13 protein-coding genes and 2 pseudogenes are annotated in these 17,032 nt (G+C 57.2%); all 15 read right to left on the bottom strand.

What is annotated here, in order from left to right:
• Positions 1-20: 20 nt before the first annotated feature.
• Positions 21-1,127: a plasmid recombination protein gene (locus tag ACK2JC_RS20300; protein WP_330407371.1), complete on the bottom strand. Its 1,107-nt coding sequence runs from the start codon at positions 1,125-1,127 to the stop codon at positions 21-23.
• A 283-nt stretch (positions 1,128-1,410) separates the two neighbouring features.
• Positions 1,411-2,094: pseudogene (locus ACK2JC_RS20295) on the bottom strand (AAA family ATPase); the annotation flags it as partial.
• Between the two features lie 7 nt (positions 2,095-2,101).
• Positions 2,102-2,422 (bottom strand): plasmid mobilization protein, encoded by a 321-nt coding sequence (locus tag ACK2JC_RS20290; RefSeq protein ID WP_107436152.1) that lies wholly within the window; start codon positions 2,420-2,422, stop codon positions 2,102-2,104.
• 2 nt (positions 2,423-2,424) lie between these two features.
• On the bottom strand, positions 2,425-3,507 hold the full coding sequence (locus ACK2JC_RS20285) for a site-specific integrase (RefSeq protein WP_107436151.1): 1,083 nt from the start codon (positions 3,505-3,507) through the stop codon (positions 2,425-2,427).
• Between the two features lie 335 nt (positions 3,508-3,842).
• Positions 3,843-4,298, bottom strand: a pseudogene (gene tnpA / locus ACK2JC_RS20280) (IS200/IS605 family transposase).
• Positions 4,299-4,614: 316 nt separating this feature from the next.
• Positions 4,615-6,156, bottom strand: coding sequence for a glutamine-hydrolyzing GMP synthase (guaA, locus tag ACK2JC_RS20275; RefSeq protein ID WP_320938579.1), 1,542 nt, complete (start codon positions 6,154-6,156; stop codon positions 4,615-4,617).
• Positions 6,157-6,456: 300 nt separating this feature from the next.
• Positions 6,457-7,188, bottom strand: a complete 732-nt coding sequence (locus ACK2JC_RS20270) for a glycerophosphodiester phosphodiesterase (RefSeq protein WP_166434645.1) — start codon at positions 7,186-7,188, stop codon at positions 6,457-6,459.
• 48 nt (positions 7,189-7,236) lie between these two features.
• Entirely contained in the window at positions 7,237-7,599 is a 363-nt protein-coding gene (locus ACK2JC_RS20265; RefSeq protein WP_107436146.1) for a DUF1667 domain-containing protein, read from the bottom strand.
• A 1-nt stretch (position 7,600) separates the two neighbouring features.
• Positions 7,601-8,866 carry an NAD(P)/FAD-dependent oxidoreductase gene (locus ACK2JC_RS20260; RefSeq protein ID WP_107436144.1) on the bottom strand — a complete coding sequence of 422 codons (1,266 nt, stop codon included), beginning with the start codon at positions 8,864-8,866 and terminating at the stop codon, positions 7,601-7,603.
• Between the two features lie 13 nt (positions 8,867-8,879).
• Entirely contained in the window at positions 8,880-10,334 is a 1,455-nt protein-coding gene (locus tag ACK2JC_RS20255; RefSeq protein WP_320938580.1) for an NAD(P)/FAD-dependent oxidoreductase, read from the bottom strand.
• 384 nt (positions 10,335-10,718) lie between these two features.
• Positions 10,719-11,183: a GNAT family N-acetyltransferase gene (locus tag ACK2JC_RS20250; RefSeq protein ID WP_320938581.1), complete on the bottom strand. Its 465-nt coding sequence runs from the start codon at positions 11,181-11,183 to the stop codon at positions 10,719-10,721.
• A gap of 78 nt (positions 11,184-11,261) precedes the next feature.
• Complete coding sequence (gene uvrA / locus ACK2JC_RS20245; protein WP_107436139.1) at positions 11,262-14,087, bottom strand: excinuclease ABC subunit UvrA; 2,826 nt, start codon at positions 14,085-14,087, stop codon at positions 11,262-11,264.
• A 118-nt stretch (positions 14,088-14,205) separates the two neighbouring features.
• Complete coding sequence (locus tag ACK2JC_RS20240; protein ID WP_107436137.1) at positions 14,206-15,996, bottom strand: M20/M25/M40 family metallo-hydrolase; 1,791 nt, start codon at positions 15,994-15,996, stop codon at positions 14,206-14,208.
• 19 nt (positions 15,997-16,015) lie between these two features.
• Positions 16,016-16,489 (bottom strand): LURP-one-related/scramblase family protein, encoded by a 474-nt coding sequence (locus tag ACK2JC_RS20235; protein WP_107436134.1) that lies wholly within the window; start codon positions 16,487-16,489, stop codon positions 16,016-16,018.
• A gap of 172 nt (positions 16,490-16,661) precedes the next feature.
• Positions 16,662-16,940, bottom strand: coding sequence for a DUF6809 family protein (locus ACK2JC_RS20230; protein WP_007715688.1), 279 nt, complete (start codon positions 16,938-16,940; stop codon positions 16,662-16,664).
• Positions 16,941-17,032: the final 92 nt, after the last annotated feature.

The raw sequence follows: 17,032 nt of genomic DNA, 5'->3' as shown, positions 1-17,032 counted from the left end.
TCTAGGCGTCTACAAGGTGGTTAGCGTGCCTCCTTTGATTGCCGCTGGCCTTTCCTTTTCCCGAACAAATGAGAAAGACCATGCTGCTCCAAGATGGATTGATACTGTTTGACCCGCTGGCGCAAGTCCTGGTTCTCTTTCTCCAGCGCCCCGGCGCTTAGAAAGCCCCGGACGGAGCGCAGCTCGTCACGCTCCCGCATGACCTCCGACAGCTTTATCTTTAGGTCGGCTATGGTCTTTTCAGCGGCCTTGAGCAGCTGTTCCAGTCTGCCGGTCTTTTTCTCCTGGACAACATACTTTTGCGCCGCCGTCATAAGTGTTTGGTAGTTCTCCCGGTCAATCATTACTTTGCTGGAAAGAGGAACATTTTTTGCCTCGATTTGCTCCACCACCGCTATGTCCAACTGTTTCTTTTTAAGTTTGGAGATGGACTGTTCCAGTTCTTTGACCTCCGCTTGTCGCTCCTGCTTTTTGAAGTCCAGCACCGATAGATGGTCATTGTGGGAGCCAAGCTGTTCCCATTCAATACCATGCCGCTCCATGACCTGCGCCAGCACTTTCTTTTCAGCGTTGATCCACTGATTCAACTCCGTGGCCCCTCTGGTACCGCCCTCAAAACCTTGGGCCGCCAGAGCCTTTTTCATGGATACTCTGGTGTCGAGGCCCCGCTTGCTCCCGGTAGTGAATGGGACGAAATCAATATGTAGGTGGGGCGTGGCCTCGTCCATATGGAGATGGGCCGAGAACACCCGCAGATGGGGATTGCGCTCCCCAAAGCCTTTCATAAACTCGTCCAGCACCGCCTGGGCCTTTTTCGCCTCGTCTGTCCCAACAGCGGTGTCCTTAACATTTCCAATCTGGAATATGACCTCGTGGAACAGCTTTTCCTGTTTCCCGGTGCGGATATGCGCATAGTAGTCGGTAATTTTTCTGTCGCTTCGTTTCTGCTTGTCGTTATACCGCTCCAGCGCCGCCCCGAACAGTTCTTGATAGACCTGTTTTAAGTCCTCATGGCAATAGGTGATATTGTCCCCTGTTCTGGTGCGGTCAATGTTTTCTGCAATAAAGTTCCGGTTGTTGTGGGTCAGCGACCCCCTGCCTACCATGCCGCTGATAGTCCTACGCAAATGCTTTTCACGCTCCTTTCCAATCCGTTCCTTTCGCCGCTCTAGCGGCGGCCTTTGTTACTTTCTGCGAAAGTACGCAAAAGCACTTTTGACACTCCGTATCAAAAGCGCCCTTGCGCCCTACGGGGTGGAGGGGGCTTTGCCCCGGCAACTGCGGTTGCCTCCCCAACAGGACCGCCCTTTGAAAAGGGCGCCCTGCACCCCGCCTAAACTTTATCACTTGCCGCCCAGCAGGAGGGAAAAGCCATAGCCTTTCCCTCCACCCGGCAAGTGTATTCCGTAGGCCGGTGCGGTTGCGGCTGCTCTCATACTGGAGATTGTGTTCGTCCAGGAGCCGCCCAGCATTCACATTCAACCGCATGGTGAGTGTGTTGGGCTTTATATCCAGTTGGAGCGCCTGGACAAGTTCGGTGGCTGTCCCGGCCCACGTCGGTCTGTCCGCTTTTCCTTTTGGAGTAGAAAGGCCCCGTCCGCCGCCCCCAATAGGCCGTTGGTGCCAGAAATCATGTCAAACTTATCATCGGCCTGTTGCTTGCGTGTGTGATGTACCAGCAGGAGACAAAGGCCGGTCCGGCCGGCAAACTGTTTCAGCTTGCCGATGATGTCATAGTCGTTGCCATAGCTGTACTTGTCGCCGCCAGCCTCCCGGATTTTTTGCAGGGTGTCGATGATGATAAGCCGGGTGTTCCTGGACAAACCGCTTTAACTGTTCCTCCAGGCCGTCGATAACCGGCGGCCTGCTCTGGTACACGTTCTCGTAAAGTTCGTTCATGGAAACGGTGGGCAGATACGCCGGCGCGTTGAACCTCTGCATTTTCCGCAGCATTTCGTCCAAATCTTTCTCCGGGGGATTGTTTTCGGCACAATCCTCTGTTATACTCGGTGTAGGTTTTTGTGTGAGCGGCTGTCCCCCATCTGCGCCAACAGATGGAACCAGGGCAGTCGCTTTCATTTTCTTATCGTCCATCAATCTATCAATCCTTCCCCATGCCGCCCATGATGGCGGCGATCAGTTCGATGGTGTCCATCAGTTCATCGTCCACGCCGCTCCCGGCCTCAATGCGCCGCAGTTCCTCCAGAACGGCGGCCATCTCATTCCGCAGAGCCTTATATACCCAGGGATTGCCCTGTACCATCACGTCCCGGCACAGGAGCCGCCGGGTGATATAGTCCTGTTTCGTGAGGCCGGAGAGCCGCACAGCAGTTTCAGTCTGTTCATCTTCCTCCGGCGACACCCGGAACGCCACTGTTTTGTTGCGCCAACGATTTTTGTTGTCTCTGTTTTTGAGTGACATGGTTATGCTCCCTCCTCTGTCCGCAGACAGTCCAGTTTTTCTGCCATCTCTGTCTGCCGGGTCGGGAACAGATGGGCGTAGTTGTATGTGATGTCGATACTCTCATGGCCTACCCGGTCGGCTATGGCGATAGCGGAAAAGCCCATATCTATCAGCAAGGGAATGTGGCTGTGCCGCATGTAATGGATTCTGATACGCTTTAGCCCGGTTTCCTTTGCGCCCCTGTCCATCTCCCGATGCAGGTAGGATTTTGTCACCGGGAAGATACGGTCTGTCGGCTCGGCTCCGTAAAGGCTCTTGATAAAATACTGCATTTCTTCACACAGAAAGTTAGGCATTTTGATAACCCGGTTGCTTTTTGGCGTCTTGGGGTCGGTGATAACGTCCCGGCCCTTTAGCCACTGATAGGATTTCGAGATGGAAACCGTACTCCGCTCAAAGTCGAAGTCCCCAGGAGTGAGGGCCAGCAGTTCCCCCTCCCGGATACCGCACCAGTAGAGCATTTCAAAGGCGTAGTAGGACAGAGGTTTGTCCATCATCACATCGGAAAACTTTTGGTATTCGTCCTTTGTCCAGAACAGCATTTCCCGCCCCTTGGCCTTGCCCATGTTGCCCACCTTGGCGGCGGGGTTCGTCTTTAAGTTGTAATACTGGACCGCATGGTTGAAAATGGCGCTCAACTGATTATGTAGGGTTTTCAGATAGACCGGGGAGTAGGGCTTGCCGTTCTCGTCTCGGAAGTTTATCATCTCGTTCTGCCACGCCATGATTTCCTTGGACTGGATTTCCGCCATCTTCCGCTTGCCGAAGTAGGGGAGCAGCTTGGTACGGATAATATGCTCCTTGGTTCCCCAGGTGTTCTCTTTGACCCGGCCTTGCATATCCGTTGTGTAGAGCGCCACAAAGCTCTCAAAGGTCATATCCAGGTCGGCCGTGGCCTTATGCTCCTGTTCCCGCTCCCACGCCAGGGCCTCCCGCTTGGTGGTGAAGCCCCGTTTTTGGGACTGCTTGCGCTCCCCTTTCCAGTCGGTATATCGGTAGATGACCCGCCAGGTATTGGGGTTTTCTTCCTTATAGACCGCCATTCGAGTCACTTCCTTTCTGTTTTGTCCCGTCCGCCGTAGCAGACCTTTTCCATGAAATACCAAATCACCAAAGAGGAATACGACAGGTGGCGTTATCACTACCCGGCATTTGACACCACACAGTGGTGGAACAAGGTTTCCTCCCAGGCTTTGAGTGATATGTTGATAGAGGGCCTAAAGTCCGATAAAATCATGACCACCCGTCAAACGGGTGGTTTGCTCGCCCCTATAAGGGGCAATTACCGGCCAGCGCCTAAAGACGCTGGCTTTTACTACGTTCAAGCCACTATGCCCTTGACTCGTTGCCGCCCTTTAAAGGGCGTTCGTATTACCGGCTACCCCTTAAAGGGGTCCTCATACTCCTTTACACTCAGCTTATCCATTGCTATATCATATTTCTCCTGCTCCTGAATGTACTTCCTAATCGTTGCCTCATTTAGGCCTACTGTACTGACATAATAACCTTCTGCCCAAAAGTGGCGATTTCCGTACTTATACTTTAAATTTGCATGCTTATCGAAAATCATCAGCGCACTCTTTCCCTTTAAGTATCCCATAAAGCTGGATACACTGTATTTCGGCGGAATACTGACCAGCATATGGATATGATCCGGCATTAAGTGACCCTCTAATATTTCTACTCCTTTGTATCCACACAACGTCTTTAATATATCTCATATACTTTCTTTATATTGATTATAAGTCACTTTTCGTCTATACTTAGGAGTGAACACTATGTGGTATTTGCACATCCACTTTGTATGTGCCATATCATGATTCTTGCGTGCCATTAAAATCACCTTTCCTTTCTTAGATAGTAGCTTGAACAACTCTATTCTAACGGAAAGGTGATTTTTGTGCTATAAGCACTTGCTGCACCACCCGCGAAGCAGGTGGTTTTCTGTTTCGCACGTCTCCGTTCCTGGCCTCAGGAACTCCAACGCACTCAACTGGCTAAAGCCATAATAACAAAAAAAGGACTATCCGATTTTGAAAATCAGATAGTCCTTTTTTAATGGAATAATGGAAAGTGTTGCCAAATCGTTGCCACAGCGGGGGTAGACGCTGAAAAAGCCCAGTATTACTGGCTTTTTTCGGCCTGTGACATCATTCAAACTCAATCGTCGCCGGCGGCTTCCCCGTCAAATCATACATCACCCGGTTCACGCCCTTCACTTCATTCACAATCCGGCTTGTCACCTTTCCCAGCACGTCCCAGGGAAGCTCCGCTGACTCCGCGGTCATGAAATCGCTGGTCAGCACCGCCCGTAGGGCCACCGCGTAGTCGTAAGTGCGCTCGTCTCCCATGCAGCCCACGGACCGCATGTTCGTCAGCGCTGCAAAATACTGACCCAAATTCTTGTCCACACCCGCCTTGGCGATCTCCTCGCGGTAGATAGCGTCAGCTTCCTGCACGATGCGCACCTTGTCCGCGGTTACCTCGCCCACGATGCGCACGCCCAGTCCCGGCCCCGGGAAGGGCTGACGAAATACGAGATTTCCAGGAATCCCCAGTTCCAATCCCGCCTTGCGAACCTCATCCTTGAACAGCAGGCGCAGCGGCTCCACAATCTCCTTGAAATCCACGTGCTCCGGCAGGCCGCCCACGTTGTGGTGGGACTTGATCACCGCGGACTTACCCAGGCCGGACTCGATCACATCGGGATAAATGGTTCCCTGAACGAAGAAATCCACCGCTCCGATCTTCTTCGCCTCTTCCTCGAACACGCGGATAAACTCCTCGCCGATGATCTTGCGCTTCTGCTCCGGCTCCTCCGCTCCTTTTAACTTCTCATAGAAGCGCTCCTGGGCGTTGACCCGGATAAAATTCAGCTGGTAAGGGCCGTTCGGGCCAAATACCGCCTCCACCTCGTCGCCCTCGTTCTTGCGCAGCAGGCCGTGATCCACGAACACGCAGGTCAGCTGTTTTCCCACCGACTTGGACAACATAACCGCCGCAACGGAGGAGTCCACGCCGCCGGACAGGGCGCAAAGCACCTTACCGTCCCCGATTTTCTCCCGGAGAGCCTTGATCGTGGTCTCCACAAAGGAATCCATCTTCCAATCCCCGGCGCAGCCGCAGACTTTATAGACAAAATTGGAAAGCATCTTGGTGCCTTCTTTTGTGTGCACCACCTCAGGATGGAACTGCACGCCGTAAAAATTCTTCTCCCGAAGCTCCATGCCCGCCACCGGACAGGCGTCCGTATGGGCCACTACCTTGAATCCCGGCGGCACCTGCTCGATATAAACGCCATGGCTCATCCAGCAAACCGTTCTGGGGGAAACACCGTCGAACAGCGGGGAATCCGTATCCACATCCACTTCCGTATGGCCGTACTCGCTGACCGGCGCCTTCTTCACCACGCCGTCCAGCAGATAGCTCATCAGCTGCGCGCCGTAGCAGATTCCCAGCACCGGAACGCCCAGCTCAAATATCTCTTTGGAACAGCGGGGAGCGCCGTCCTCAAACACCACATCCGGTCCCCCGGTGAAAATGATCCCCTTGGGATTCATCTCCCGGATCTTGTCCAGGCCCAGATTATAGGGATGTACCTCGCAGTATACGTTGCATTCGCGGACGCGGCGCGCAATCAGCTGATTGTACTGGCCGCCAAAGTCCAAAACAATGATCATCTCTCTGTCCATGAGATTCTATTCCTCCGTGTCGTTTCTGAATGTCCCCTCAAAATGTAACCGTTCCCCCTATACCATGGCCCAATTTACCGGAAAATATGAATCACCCAATAAATCGGTAACAATTCCGACCGCCTGTCTTCCCGCCGTCTGAATTGTTACATAAATTGAAAGAGATTGTACAGCAAGTGTACAATCTCTTCTTTATCTTTCGTATGAATCAATTATACGGCATCTGCCGACAAATAGCAAGAACTTTCGACAACTTTTTTATCTTTTTTCCCGCTGCCTATTTCCAGCCGCTGTCCACCCTTACGCCTCCCGGGTGTCCAGCCAGGCCTTGCAGACTCCCGGATAATTGGTGAACACTCCGTCGCAGCCCCACTCGTAGAGTTTTTCCAGCACGCCCATGTCGTTGACCGTCCAGACATTAACCCCCACCCCGTGAGCCTTGCAGTTCTTCACATTCTCCTCAGTCAGCCACTCCACGCCCGGGTGGTAATTCTGGAAACCGTAGCGCTGGCAGTAATATCCCGCATTTCCCAGGTCCACATATTCCACCAGAGCCCCCCTGGGAATCTCCGGGGCCAGCCGCTGCAGCCGGAACAGCGACGCATGGTTGAAGGAAGAGAACAGCACCCGGTCCGTCAGCCCGAAACGGCGCACCATCTCCACGGTTTTCTCCTCAATATCCTCATAATAATACACCCCGGACTTGATCTCAATGTTGGTGACCAGATCCCGGTCCTTCACCCACTCGCAATATTCCTCAAAGCTGGGAATGGGCTGAAATCCGTGCGTTCCGCCCTTGATTGCGCTGGCGTCAAACCTGCGCAGCTCCTCAAAGGTGTAATCAACAACCGCGCCGGTTCCGTCCGTGGTGCGATCGATGGTCTCATCGTGAATCACCACCAACTGGCCGTCCTTCGTCAGCTGCACGTCCAGCTCGATGCCGTAACAGCCCGTATCGGCCGCCTTCTGAAACGAAAGCATCGTGTTCTCCGGGTACATCCCGCTGTAGCCTCTGTGGCCAAATACTTTCATCATCGAATGTCCTCCTTAGACAGTTCTCGCATCCGCCGTTTTTCCCATTTAAACCGCACGGATCTCCTTGGTGGCGATCACCGGAATCCCCGTTCCCGCGCAGTTGGGGATAATCACGTCCCCGATCTGTACAGGAGCCTTTGCCGAAGCCCGGTGAATCTCATCCATGCAGGCAAAAATCTTACCCTTGGGAATATCCTCCTTGGTTTTCACGGACACCATCTCCACATCCCCGCCGGTGACGCGGACCGTGGACGTGACGATGCGGGTGGGGTTTTGCACCTCTTTCCTGGCGTAATCCTCCCCTCGCTTACATGTGTTGCCGGAAATCTCCATTTGTTCCCCGTCCAGCCGGACGGTCAGAGGGCAGCCTAACGGGCAGCCGATGCAGATCAATTCTCTCGTTTCCATCTTACTCCACCTCCGTGCAAATCACAATCTCTTTTATATCGGGATAATCCTTCAGGCTCTCCTTCTTGATCACCACCTGCTCCATTTCTCCGGGCGCCAGAACCTGTTTCTTCCGGTGCACCACCCGTTTGTCATCGTAATAAACGCTGATAAAGCGGCCCTTGTAAACGTCGGCCACACGGAAACGGACTGTGACCTGATCCGCCATGTAGTCCACATCCAGGCTCTGGGGCACCGTATAACGCACCCCGTTCTCAGCCTTCATCACCACTCTGTGGCCGCCTGCCATCCCTGACTCCGCCCGCACGTAAGCGGCCGCGTTGGTTCCAGCCAGCGTCGCCTCCTCGGACACATAGTCCACCAGATCGTGGACGTGCAGCACGTTTCCACAGGCGAAAATGCCCTCGGCGCTGGTCTCCAGCTTGTCGCTGACATTGGGCCCCGAGGTCACCCGGTTCATCTCCACGCCGATGCCGCGGCTCAGCTCATTCTCCGGGATCAGTCCCACGGAGAGCAGCAGCGTGTCGCAGCTGTAATTCACCTCGGTTCCGGGGATGGGCTTGCGGTTCTCGTCCACCTTGGCGATGGTAACGCCGGTCACCCGCTCCTTGCCCTGGATATCCACCACCGTGTGGCTCAGTTTCAGCGGGATGCCGTAGTCGTCCAGACACTGGACAATGTTCCGCTTCAAACCGCCGGAATAGGGCATGAGCTCGGCCACAACCTTCACCTTGGCCCCCTCCAGCGTCATGCGGCGGGCCATGATCAGCCCGATATCGCCGGATCCAAGGACCACCACCTCGCGCCCCACGGCGTAGCCCTCAATGTTCATCAGGCGCTGGGCCGTTCCAGCGGAGTAAATGCCAGCGGGCCGGTAGCCGGGAATATTTAACGCGCCTCTCGGACGCTCCCGGCAGCCCATTGCCAGGACAATGGCTTTGGCCTTAATGGTGGTGAGGCCGTCCTCCCGGTTGATCAGGGTCACTTCCTTATCCCGGTTGATGTCAATGACAATGGTGTTCAGCTTGTAGGGGATGTGCTCCTCCTCCACCATCTCGATGTAACGCGCCGCATACTCCGGCCCGGTCAGCTCCTCCTTGAAGGTGTGCAGCCCGAATCCGTTGTGAATGCACTGGTTTAAGATTCCGCCGAGACAGTTGTCCCGCTCCAGAATCAGAATATCCTGAATCCCCGCTTTTCTGGCCGCGGCCGCAGCCGCCAATCCCGCAGGACCCCCGCCGATTATCACAATATCATGCTCAGTCATGTCCTTCCCCCTCCTATTTGCGGCCGGTTACCATCTCGGAACCGGGTGCGTTCTTACAGATTTCTTCCATCTCCATGCCGCGGCATCTGGCCAGGATTTCCATGGTCCTGGGCGTGCAGAAGCCCGCCTGGCATCTGCCCATGCCCTGGCGCACCCGGCGCTTGATTCCATCCAGCGAGGTAGCGCCCAACGTCCGGTTAACCGCATCCTCGATCTCTCCCTCGCTGACGCCCTCGCAGCGGCAGACGATGGTCCCGTAAGCCGGATTCTCCCGGATCAGCGCCGCTCTGGCCTCTTTGTCCAGCTCATTTGGCCGCACAATTCCGGTCCTGCGGCCGTTCCAGTCCGCCTTCGGCAGCGCGCCGGATTTCTCCGCCACCAGCTCCGCCACATAGCGCCCGATAGCCGGCGCGCTGGTAAGTCCCGGGGACTCGATTCCAGCGGCGTCGAAAAATCCCGGCGCATCCGCGGCTTCCCCGATCACAAAGTCGTCGCTGTCCTCATGGGCCCGCAGCCCGGCAAAGGAAGTGATCACCAGGCGGAAGGGAACGTCCTTCACGCCGATTACCGCTTTGCTCATCACCTCGCCCAATCCATTGGCGGTGGTGTCCACGGCTTCCTTGTCCTCCACGTCCGTGGCGGTGGGGCCGGTGAGCAGGTTGCCGTGAACCGTCGGGGTCACCAGCACGCCCTTGCCCATCTTGCCCGGAAGCTGGAAAATGGTATGGGACACATGGCTTCCCGCCTCCTTGTCCAGCAGGCAGTATTCGCCCTTTCTGGCCGTGATGTGGATTTTCCCGGCGCTCACCATGTTGTGGAACACGTCGGCGTAAACCCCGGCAGCGTTGACCACGTATTTGGCCGTCATAACCGCCCGCTCGCCGCTCCTGCGGTTCTCCGTCTCCAGCTCATAACCCCCGGCGGCCCGGCGGATTTCCTTCACTTCGGTAAGGAAACAAAACTCCACTCCGTTGTCGCAGGCATTCTCCGCCAGAGCGATGGTCAGTCCGAAGGGGCACACGATGCCGCCGCTGGGCGCGTACAGGGCCGCCACCACGCTGTCCGACACATTCGGCTCCATCTCCCGGGCCTGGTCCCCGCTGATAATGGCCAGGCCGGGAACGCCGTTTTGGCACCCCTTCTCATACAGCTCCTCCAGCCCCGGTTTCTCCTTCTCGTCAAAGCAGAGCACCAGGGACCCGTTCCGCTTGAAATCGAAATCCAGTTCCCCGGCCAGTTCCTCCATCATGCGATTCCCTTCCACATTGAACCTTGCCTTGAGCGATCCCGGAACCGCGTCGTGGCCCGCGTGCACAATGGCGCTGTTCGCCTTGGATGTGCCGGAGCAGACGTCCTCCTCCCGCTCCACGACGCAGGCGCGCAAGTCATAGCGGGACAGCTCCCTGGCAATCGCACATCCGACCACGCCGCCACCAATGATCACCGCATCGAAATTCATTTCTCTCATGATGTTTTCCTCCACCTTCTCCATTCTGCTGCACCTTTTAAAACGGCCTTTGGAACAATCGCCCGCAGGCTGCGCCCTCGGCCTATTGCATTCAATGAAAAAAGAGTAAGGGAAAACATACGGAACGCTCCGCTGCTTTACCTTACTCTGTCGTCTCAAAGGTTTTATATTCAACTAATATCATGTTATCATACGGGTATCTTGTTGTCAAGAAATTTTTCCGCCCGAGGGTCATCCCGGGAGCCATTCCGAGGGCCATCCCGAAAGCTGTCCAGGGAGCCCCAAGGGGCCATCCCAAGGGCCTGTCCGAGAGCCGTCTTGCGGCCTGTCTGTGGCCCATCTACGGCCGTCCACGGCCCATCTGCAGCCCGTCCCCAGACCCCCTCAACCACTCTCCCCCAAACGCTTTTCCATCACAAAATTCGTCAGATACACACCCCGGCGCAGCACCTTCTGCGACCGCACCACCCGGTAGCCGCGGCCCTCAAAAAACGGCCGGGCCGTGATCGACGCGCAGACGGTGACCCGCTCCACCGGAAAATGCTCCTCCAGCCGCCCGCAGATCGCGGTGGCAATCCCCCGGCCCTGGAAATCCCGGCCCACGTACAGGCGGTCCAGATACCCCGTCCGGTCAATATCCCCAAAGCCGGCGATCCGCCCGTCCTCCCGGGCCACCAGCGTGTAGTGGTCCAGAAACGACCGGTTCCAGCGCTCCAGGTCCGGAAGTCCCGGCGCCCAGGCTTTGGTCTCCTCCTCCGTATAATCCCGGCGGTTCACCGTGCGGACCGTGTCCAAAAACAGCTCCCCCATCTCCCGGCAATCCTCGGGCCAGTACTCTCTCAGCTCCACGTCCAGTCCTCCATTTAAGCGCTCCGGCTCACCACCGCAGCCCCCGGCTTTCCACACGCCCGCGCTTTATTTTCCAAATTATTCCAAATACTTCTTTACATATTTTCCCGTATAAGAGATCGGATTCTCCGACACCTCCTCGGGCGTTCCCTGGGCGATCACCGTGCCGCCCTTGTCCCCGCCCTCGGGTCCGATGTCGATGATATAGTCCGCGGTCTTGATCACGTCCAGATTGTGTTCGATGACCACCACCGTGTTGCCGCCCTCGGACAGGCGGCGCAGAATCTCGATGAGCTTGTGCACATCCGCGAAATGCAGGCCCGTGGTGGGCTCGTCCAGCACGTAGATGGTCTTGCCCGTGCCGCGCTTGGACAGCTCCGTGGCCAGCTTGATGCGCTGGGCCTCGCCCCCGGACAGCTCCGTGGAGGGCTGACCCAGGCGGATATACCCCAGTCCCACATCGTAGAGCGTCTGAATCTTCCGGGTAATGGACGGCACATTCTCAAAGAATTTCAGCGCGTCCTCCACGGTCATATCCAGCACGTCGTAGATGCTCTTGCCCTTGTACTTCACATCCAGGGTCTCCCGGTTATAGCGCTTGCCGCCGCAGACCTCGCAGGGCACGTACACGTCCGGCAGGAAATGCATCTCGATCTTGATGATACCGTCGCCGCTGCACGCCTCGCAGCGTCCCCCCTTCACGTTGAAGCTGAAACGGCCCTTGCTGTAGCCCTTGGCCTTGGCGTCCGTGGTGGAGGCGAACAGGTCCCGGATCAGGTCGAACACGCCCGTGTAGGTGGCCGGATTGGACCTGGGAGTGCGCCCGATGGGAGACTGGTCGATAGCGATGATCTTGTCCAGCTGTTCCACGCCCTCAATGCACTTGTGCCTGCCGGGAATGGTCCTGGCCCGGTTCAGCTTCCTGGCCAGGGACTTGTAGAGAATCTCGTTGACCAGGGAACTCTTGCCGGAGCCGGAAACGCCGGTGACGCAGGTCATCACGCCCAGCGGGAAGTTCACGTCGATGTTCTTCAGGTTGTTCTCCGCAGCGCCCTTCACCGTAATCCAGCCGCTGGGTTTACGCCGCTCGGAAGGCACCGGAATCTGCATGCGGCCGCTCAGGTAAGCGCCGGTGATGGACTCCTCGCACTTCATGATATCCTCGGCCGTGCCGATGGCCACCACCTTGCCGCCGTGCTCGCCCGCTCCGGGGCCGATATCCACGATGCAGTCCGCAGCCCGCATGGTGTCCTCGTCGTGTTCCACCACCAGCACGCTGTTGCCCAGATCCCGCAGGTGCAGCAGGGTCTTTAACAGCTTGTCGTTGTCCCGCTGGTGCAGGCCGATGCTGGGCTCGTCCAGAATATAGGCCACGCCCACCAGACCGGAACCAATCTGGGTGGCCAGCCGGATACGCTGGGCCTCGCCTCCGGACAGGGTGCCGGTAGCCCGGGTCAGCGAAAGATAGTCCAGGCCCACGTTGATCAGGAAATTGATCCTGGCCTTGATCTCCTTTAAAATAGTGGCGCCGATGGTTTCCTGCATGGGAGTCAGCTTCAGCTCCTCCAGGAAATCCCGGAACTTCACAATGGACATGTTGGTGGCCTGGTAGATATTCAGGCCGCCCACGGTCACGGCCAGGGACTCCTTCTTCAGCCTCTGCCCCTTACAGGCCGGGCAGGGGGTGATCCGCATATACGTCTCGTACTCCGCCTTGCTGCTCTCGGAGAAGGTCTCCTTGTAGCGGCGGTTCACATTCTCAATCAGGCCCTCGAAGGCCACGTCGTAGACGCCCTCGCCCCGCTGGCTCTTGTAATGCACCTTCACCTCGCGGCCTCCGGTGCCGTAGAGCAGCACGTCGCGGATCTCCTTGGGATAGTCCTCAAAGGGCGTGCTCAGTTTGAACTTGTACGCCTTGGCAAGGGCTTCCAAAATGGCTCTGGTAAAGCTGCCCTTGTCCGTGCAGGACTGCCAGCCCATAACTACAATGGCTCCCTGATCGATGGACAGGGACTTGTCCGGGATCATCAGATCCTCGTCAAATTCCATCTTGTAGCCCAGACCGAAACACTCCGGGCAGGCGCCGAAGGGATTGTTGAAGGAAAAGCTTCTGGGCTCCACCTCGTCCACGCTGATGCCGCAGTCCGGGCAGGCGAAGCTCTGGCTGAAGTTCATGGACTCGCCGTCCACCACGTCCACGGTCATCAGACCGCCGGTCAGGGCCATCACCGTCTCGATGGAGTCCGTCAGGCGCTTCTCGATGCCCTCCCGGACCACCAGGCGGTCCACCACCACTTCAATGTTGTGCTTGATGTTCTTCTCCAGCTTGATCTCTTCCGTCAGCTCATAGAGATTCCCGTCGATGCGCACCCGGACGTAACCGCTCTTTCTGGCGTGGTCCAGCACCTTCACGTGTTCGCCCTTGCGGCCGCGCACCACCGGAGCCAGAAGCTGGATGCGGGTGCGCTCCGGCAGGGACATAATCTGATCCACCATCTGGTCAATGGTCTGCTTGCGGATCTCCTTGCCGCACTTGGGGCAGTGGGGGATGCCGATTCTGGCGTAGAGAAGGCGCATGTAGTCGTAAATCTCCGTCACCGTACCCACGGTGGACCGGGGGTTGCGGTTGGTGGACTTCTGATCAATGGAAATGGCGGGGGAAAGCCCCTCGATGCTCTCCACATCCGGCTTCTCCATCTGTCCCAGGAACTGGCGGGCGTAGGAGGACAAGGACTCCATATAGCGCCTCTGCCCCTCCGCGTAAATCGTGTCAAAGGCCAGCGAGGACTTCCCGGAGCCGGAAAGTCCCGTCAGCACCACCAGTTCATTTCTCGGAATATCCACGGAAATATCCTTGAGGTTGTGCTCGCTCGCTCCGCGGATCTTAATGTACTGCTTTGCCATCGTCAAAATGCTCCTTATTGTATAAAATTGGTAACTGTTTTAAAACCTGCAAAAGGCGGCTGGCGCCTGCAAAACCGGCCTTTGCCGCCTTAGTTTGTCGATATCTGGGGTTAGTATATCATATTTCCCCGCCATTTGCAAACATTTGTTCGATGAACTTTATGAGAACAGAGGGAACCTCTTCCAGCAGGCTCGCAGCCTTCACCCGCTCCCCCATCTGGTGGGCGTCCCGCCCCACCGGGCCGAACAGCAGGGCGGGCGCGCAGAACTGTTTCATGGCCTCAGAATCCATGGAATAGAGTCCGCCCCACATGGGAGAATTGGCCGCGTAGCCCTCCAGCCCCGGCCCCTCCCCGCTGCCGCAGTAGCTCAAATCAGAAATTCCGCAGAAGTAATTCCCCTTCTCCAGCCTCACTCCATAACCGGCCGCCGCCCGGGCCAGCAGGTCGAACAGAGCGCTTCCGGCTCCCGCGCGGCCCGGCAGGTGATCGCTGTGGTACGCCGGATAATAGGGCGGCGCGTAGGACAGCACCATCACCGGCGCTGTTATTTTCGACCAGGTCAGCAGCCGGTCCATCAGCTCCAGCGTGGCCTGGGGATAACTCCATCTGCCCGCGCGGATCATCTCCCCGGCCTCCCGCTGCTGTTCCCTCCGCCAGTCCGCAAACGCCTCCGAACCGTATTTCCCCACGCAGTAATCCGCCAGCTCCCGGTATTCCAGCACGCTGTAAGGCGGAACCGTTTCACAGGGGACACCGGAGGGGCGGCCGCCGGGAATCTCCACGCCATACGCCGCGCTGCCACAATGTCCCCCACGGCCATCCATGCCGCTGCCGCAATCCTCGGCAGCCTCCGCTCCGTCCTCCCCTCCTCCTTGCATCTCCTCAAGCGTCCGCCGCTGTCCTTCCATGCGCGCCAGATACTCCGAAAACGCCTTCCGTCCCAGTTCCACAAGCCGTTCCATCAGCGTCTCCGCCGTCTTTTGAAATCCCAGCACGCTCATATAACCGCCCGCACGAAGCGGCACGGACACATCGTAGCCCTCTTTGCGGTCCCGCAGGTTGAACCAGGTGGGCGGCGGGCACAGCTCGCCCTCGCAGACTTCAGCGAACTCCGGGGCCAGCTCCGTCTCCAAAAACAGCCGGGCCAGCACGCCCACGGCGTTCAGCCCCTTAAACGCCTCCACCACGTGGGCCTTTGCCCCCTGGACCAGCACGGCGGGCAGCATTTTCCCAACAGACCCGATAAACACCTGCTGCCCGCCGCCCTCGTCGAAGCAGGGCTCCAGATCCAGCAGGCAGGCGTAATCCAGATCATACCGCCGCGCCAGGTCCACAAACAGCGGCACTGCGCCACGCATGCCCGCGGAGTACGCTTCCTCGTCCGGCACGGACAGAAACAGAATATTTCCCTCCAGGCCGCGGCCCTCCAGCACCCGGCCGCCAAACCACCCGGTCACCGCCAGGCCCACGGCCAGACCTCCCTTCATATCGTTCACGCCACGGCCAAACAGCCATTCGCTGGAACAAAAATCCGCTCTCGCTTCCGGGGTAAGCATCTCCAAAAGGCCCTCCAGCTCCGGGCCTGAGGCATTTTTCCAGGCCTCCACATCGTAGGCGTATTTCCGGAACTCCCCGTATTCCTCCGTGTCCACCACATCGTAATGTCCGGTGAGAATCACGGTGCGCCGTCCATTTCCCCGCACCAGACCGTAGGCCACCGTGCGCCCCAGCTGGTCCCCCTCGATGGGAAACTGTCCGCAGAGCCCCGGGTTGGCCCGGAAATAGTCCTGCTCCGCCAGGCTTTTCGCCAGATAGTCCGCCGCCAGGCTCTCCTCCTTTGTATTGGAAATGCTGGGAATCGCCACCAGCTCCTTCAAATGATGATAAATACATTCCCTGAGATCCATCCGTTCCGCCTTTCTGTCCTTAATTGGATTGTGAACATTTCGCCGCGTCGATTGCCAGCGCCACCATCAGGGCGTAAACCGCGTCCTGTTCCTGCTCCACGTCGATTACATAGGTATCCGTCCAGTTGAACAGCTGCTTGGACAGGGAGGCGACCCTGCGCCCGGCCCCGTCCTCGATCTCATAGTCCCATTCCAGGAAGTTTCCCTGTATCCGCCAGCCGTTCAGATCCAGGCGGAAAGACGGCCTGAACAGCGTGAACTCCTTGCGGATCTCGCCTGCATAGCTTCCGCCCAGATACAGCCGGAAACGCGGGAGAAAGGTGAGCACCTCCTCCTTCACCGTGCCGATGTGCCTGCCCGACCCGTCGTGTATCTCCAGACAGTGCCCCCAGGCCAGCTTGCCCTGCACTGTAAACACGGTGCGCCCTTCCTCATCATAGATATCATAACTGTCGAACCAGGAAAAAAATCGCTGTTTAAACAATAACCTCATCTGTGGTACCTCCTGCGGTAAAATGTATGGTGTCAGTTTATCACATCTTTTTGCAGTTGGGAAGTGGCGCAAATACAATCCGAAAACGCTCCCTAAACCGTCCACGATAAAAGGCGTCCTCAAACTTCTTGAGAACGCCTTCATTCCACGTTTATTCGATTATTCTACGCTGTTACTGCTCAGCCGCCGCCCGAAACACCTCGCACATCACCTGCGCGCCCAGCCGGAACCCGTCCGTAAAGGCCTGGGTTTTCTCCATGAAGCTCACCTCCAGGTAATGGTCCATCAAAACGTCAAAGGCCTCCCTGCGCTCCTCGGCCAGCGAGTTGGCAAAGCGGTCCGTCTCCTCTAAGTTGGCGCTGCACAGGCGACGGTAATCGGGATTCTCAACCTGACAGTTGTCCGCCGGACAGAGATCCCCTTTGTAAAGCTGCTCCAGTATCCGTTCCATACTTCATTCCTCCGTTTCTCTCGTATTCTCTCATGTTTGTATGAAAGCGGCTTCCGGCAATCCGCCCGTCCTCAGGCCGCGCATCCTGCTAA

The organism is Enterocloster lavalensis (assembly GCF_046603895.1).
Taxonomy (GTDB): domain Bacteria; phylum Bacillota; class Clostridia; order Lachnospirales; family Lachnospiraceae; genus Enterocloster; species Enterocloster lavalensis.
This window is presented reverse-complemented; position numbering and strand designations above follow the sequence as displayed.

Bases quoted from the DNA above. Each gene is read 5' to 3' on its own strand.
- uvrA (WP_107436139.1), bottom strand. From the start codon at position 14,087: ATGGCAAAGCAGTACATTAAGATCCGCGGAGCGAGCGAGCACAACCTC.
- ACK2JC_RS20285 (WP_107436151.1), bottom strand. From the start codon at position 3,507: ATGGCGGTCTATAAGGAAGAAAACCCCAATACCTGGCGGGTCATCTAC.
- ACK2JC_RS20230 (WP_007715688.1), bottom strand. From the start codon at position 16,940: ATGGAACGGATACTGGAGCAGCTTTACAAAGGGGATCTCTGTCCGGCG.
- guaA (WP_320938579.1), bottom strand. From the start codon at position 6,156: ATGGACAGAGAGATGATCATTGTTTTGGACTTTGGCGGCCAGTACAAT.
- ACK2JC_RS20290 (WP_107436152.1), bottom strand. From the start codon at position 2,422: ATGTCACTCAAAAACAGAGACAACAAAAATCGTTGGCGCAACAAAACA.
- ACK2JC_RS20270 (WP_166434645.1), bottom strand. From the start codon at position 7,188: ATGAAAGTATTTGGCCACAGAGGCTACAGCGGGATGTACCCGGAGAAC.
- ACK2JC_RS20235 (WP_107436134.1), bottom strand. From the start codon at position 16,489: ATGAGGTTATTGTTTAAACAGCGATTTTTTTCCTGGTTCGACAGTTAT.
- ACK2JC_RS20260 (WP_107436144.1), bottom strand. From the start codon at position 8,866: ATGACTGAGCATGATATTGTGATAATCGGCGGGGGTCCTGCGGGATTG.
- ACK2JC_RS20255 (WP_320938580.1), bottom strand. From the start codon at position 10,334: ATGAGAGAAATGAATTTCGATGCGGTGATCATTGGTGGCGGCGTGGTC.
- ACK2JC_RS20240 (WP_107436137.1), bottom strand. From the start codon at position 15,996: ATGGATCTCAGGGAATGTATTTATCATCATTTGAAGGAGCTGGTGGCG.
- ACK2JC_RS20265 (WP_107436146.1), bottom strand. From the start codon at position 7,599: ATGGAAACGAGAGAATTGATCTGCATCGGCTGCCCGTTAGGCTGCCCT.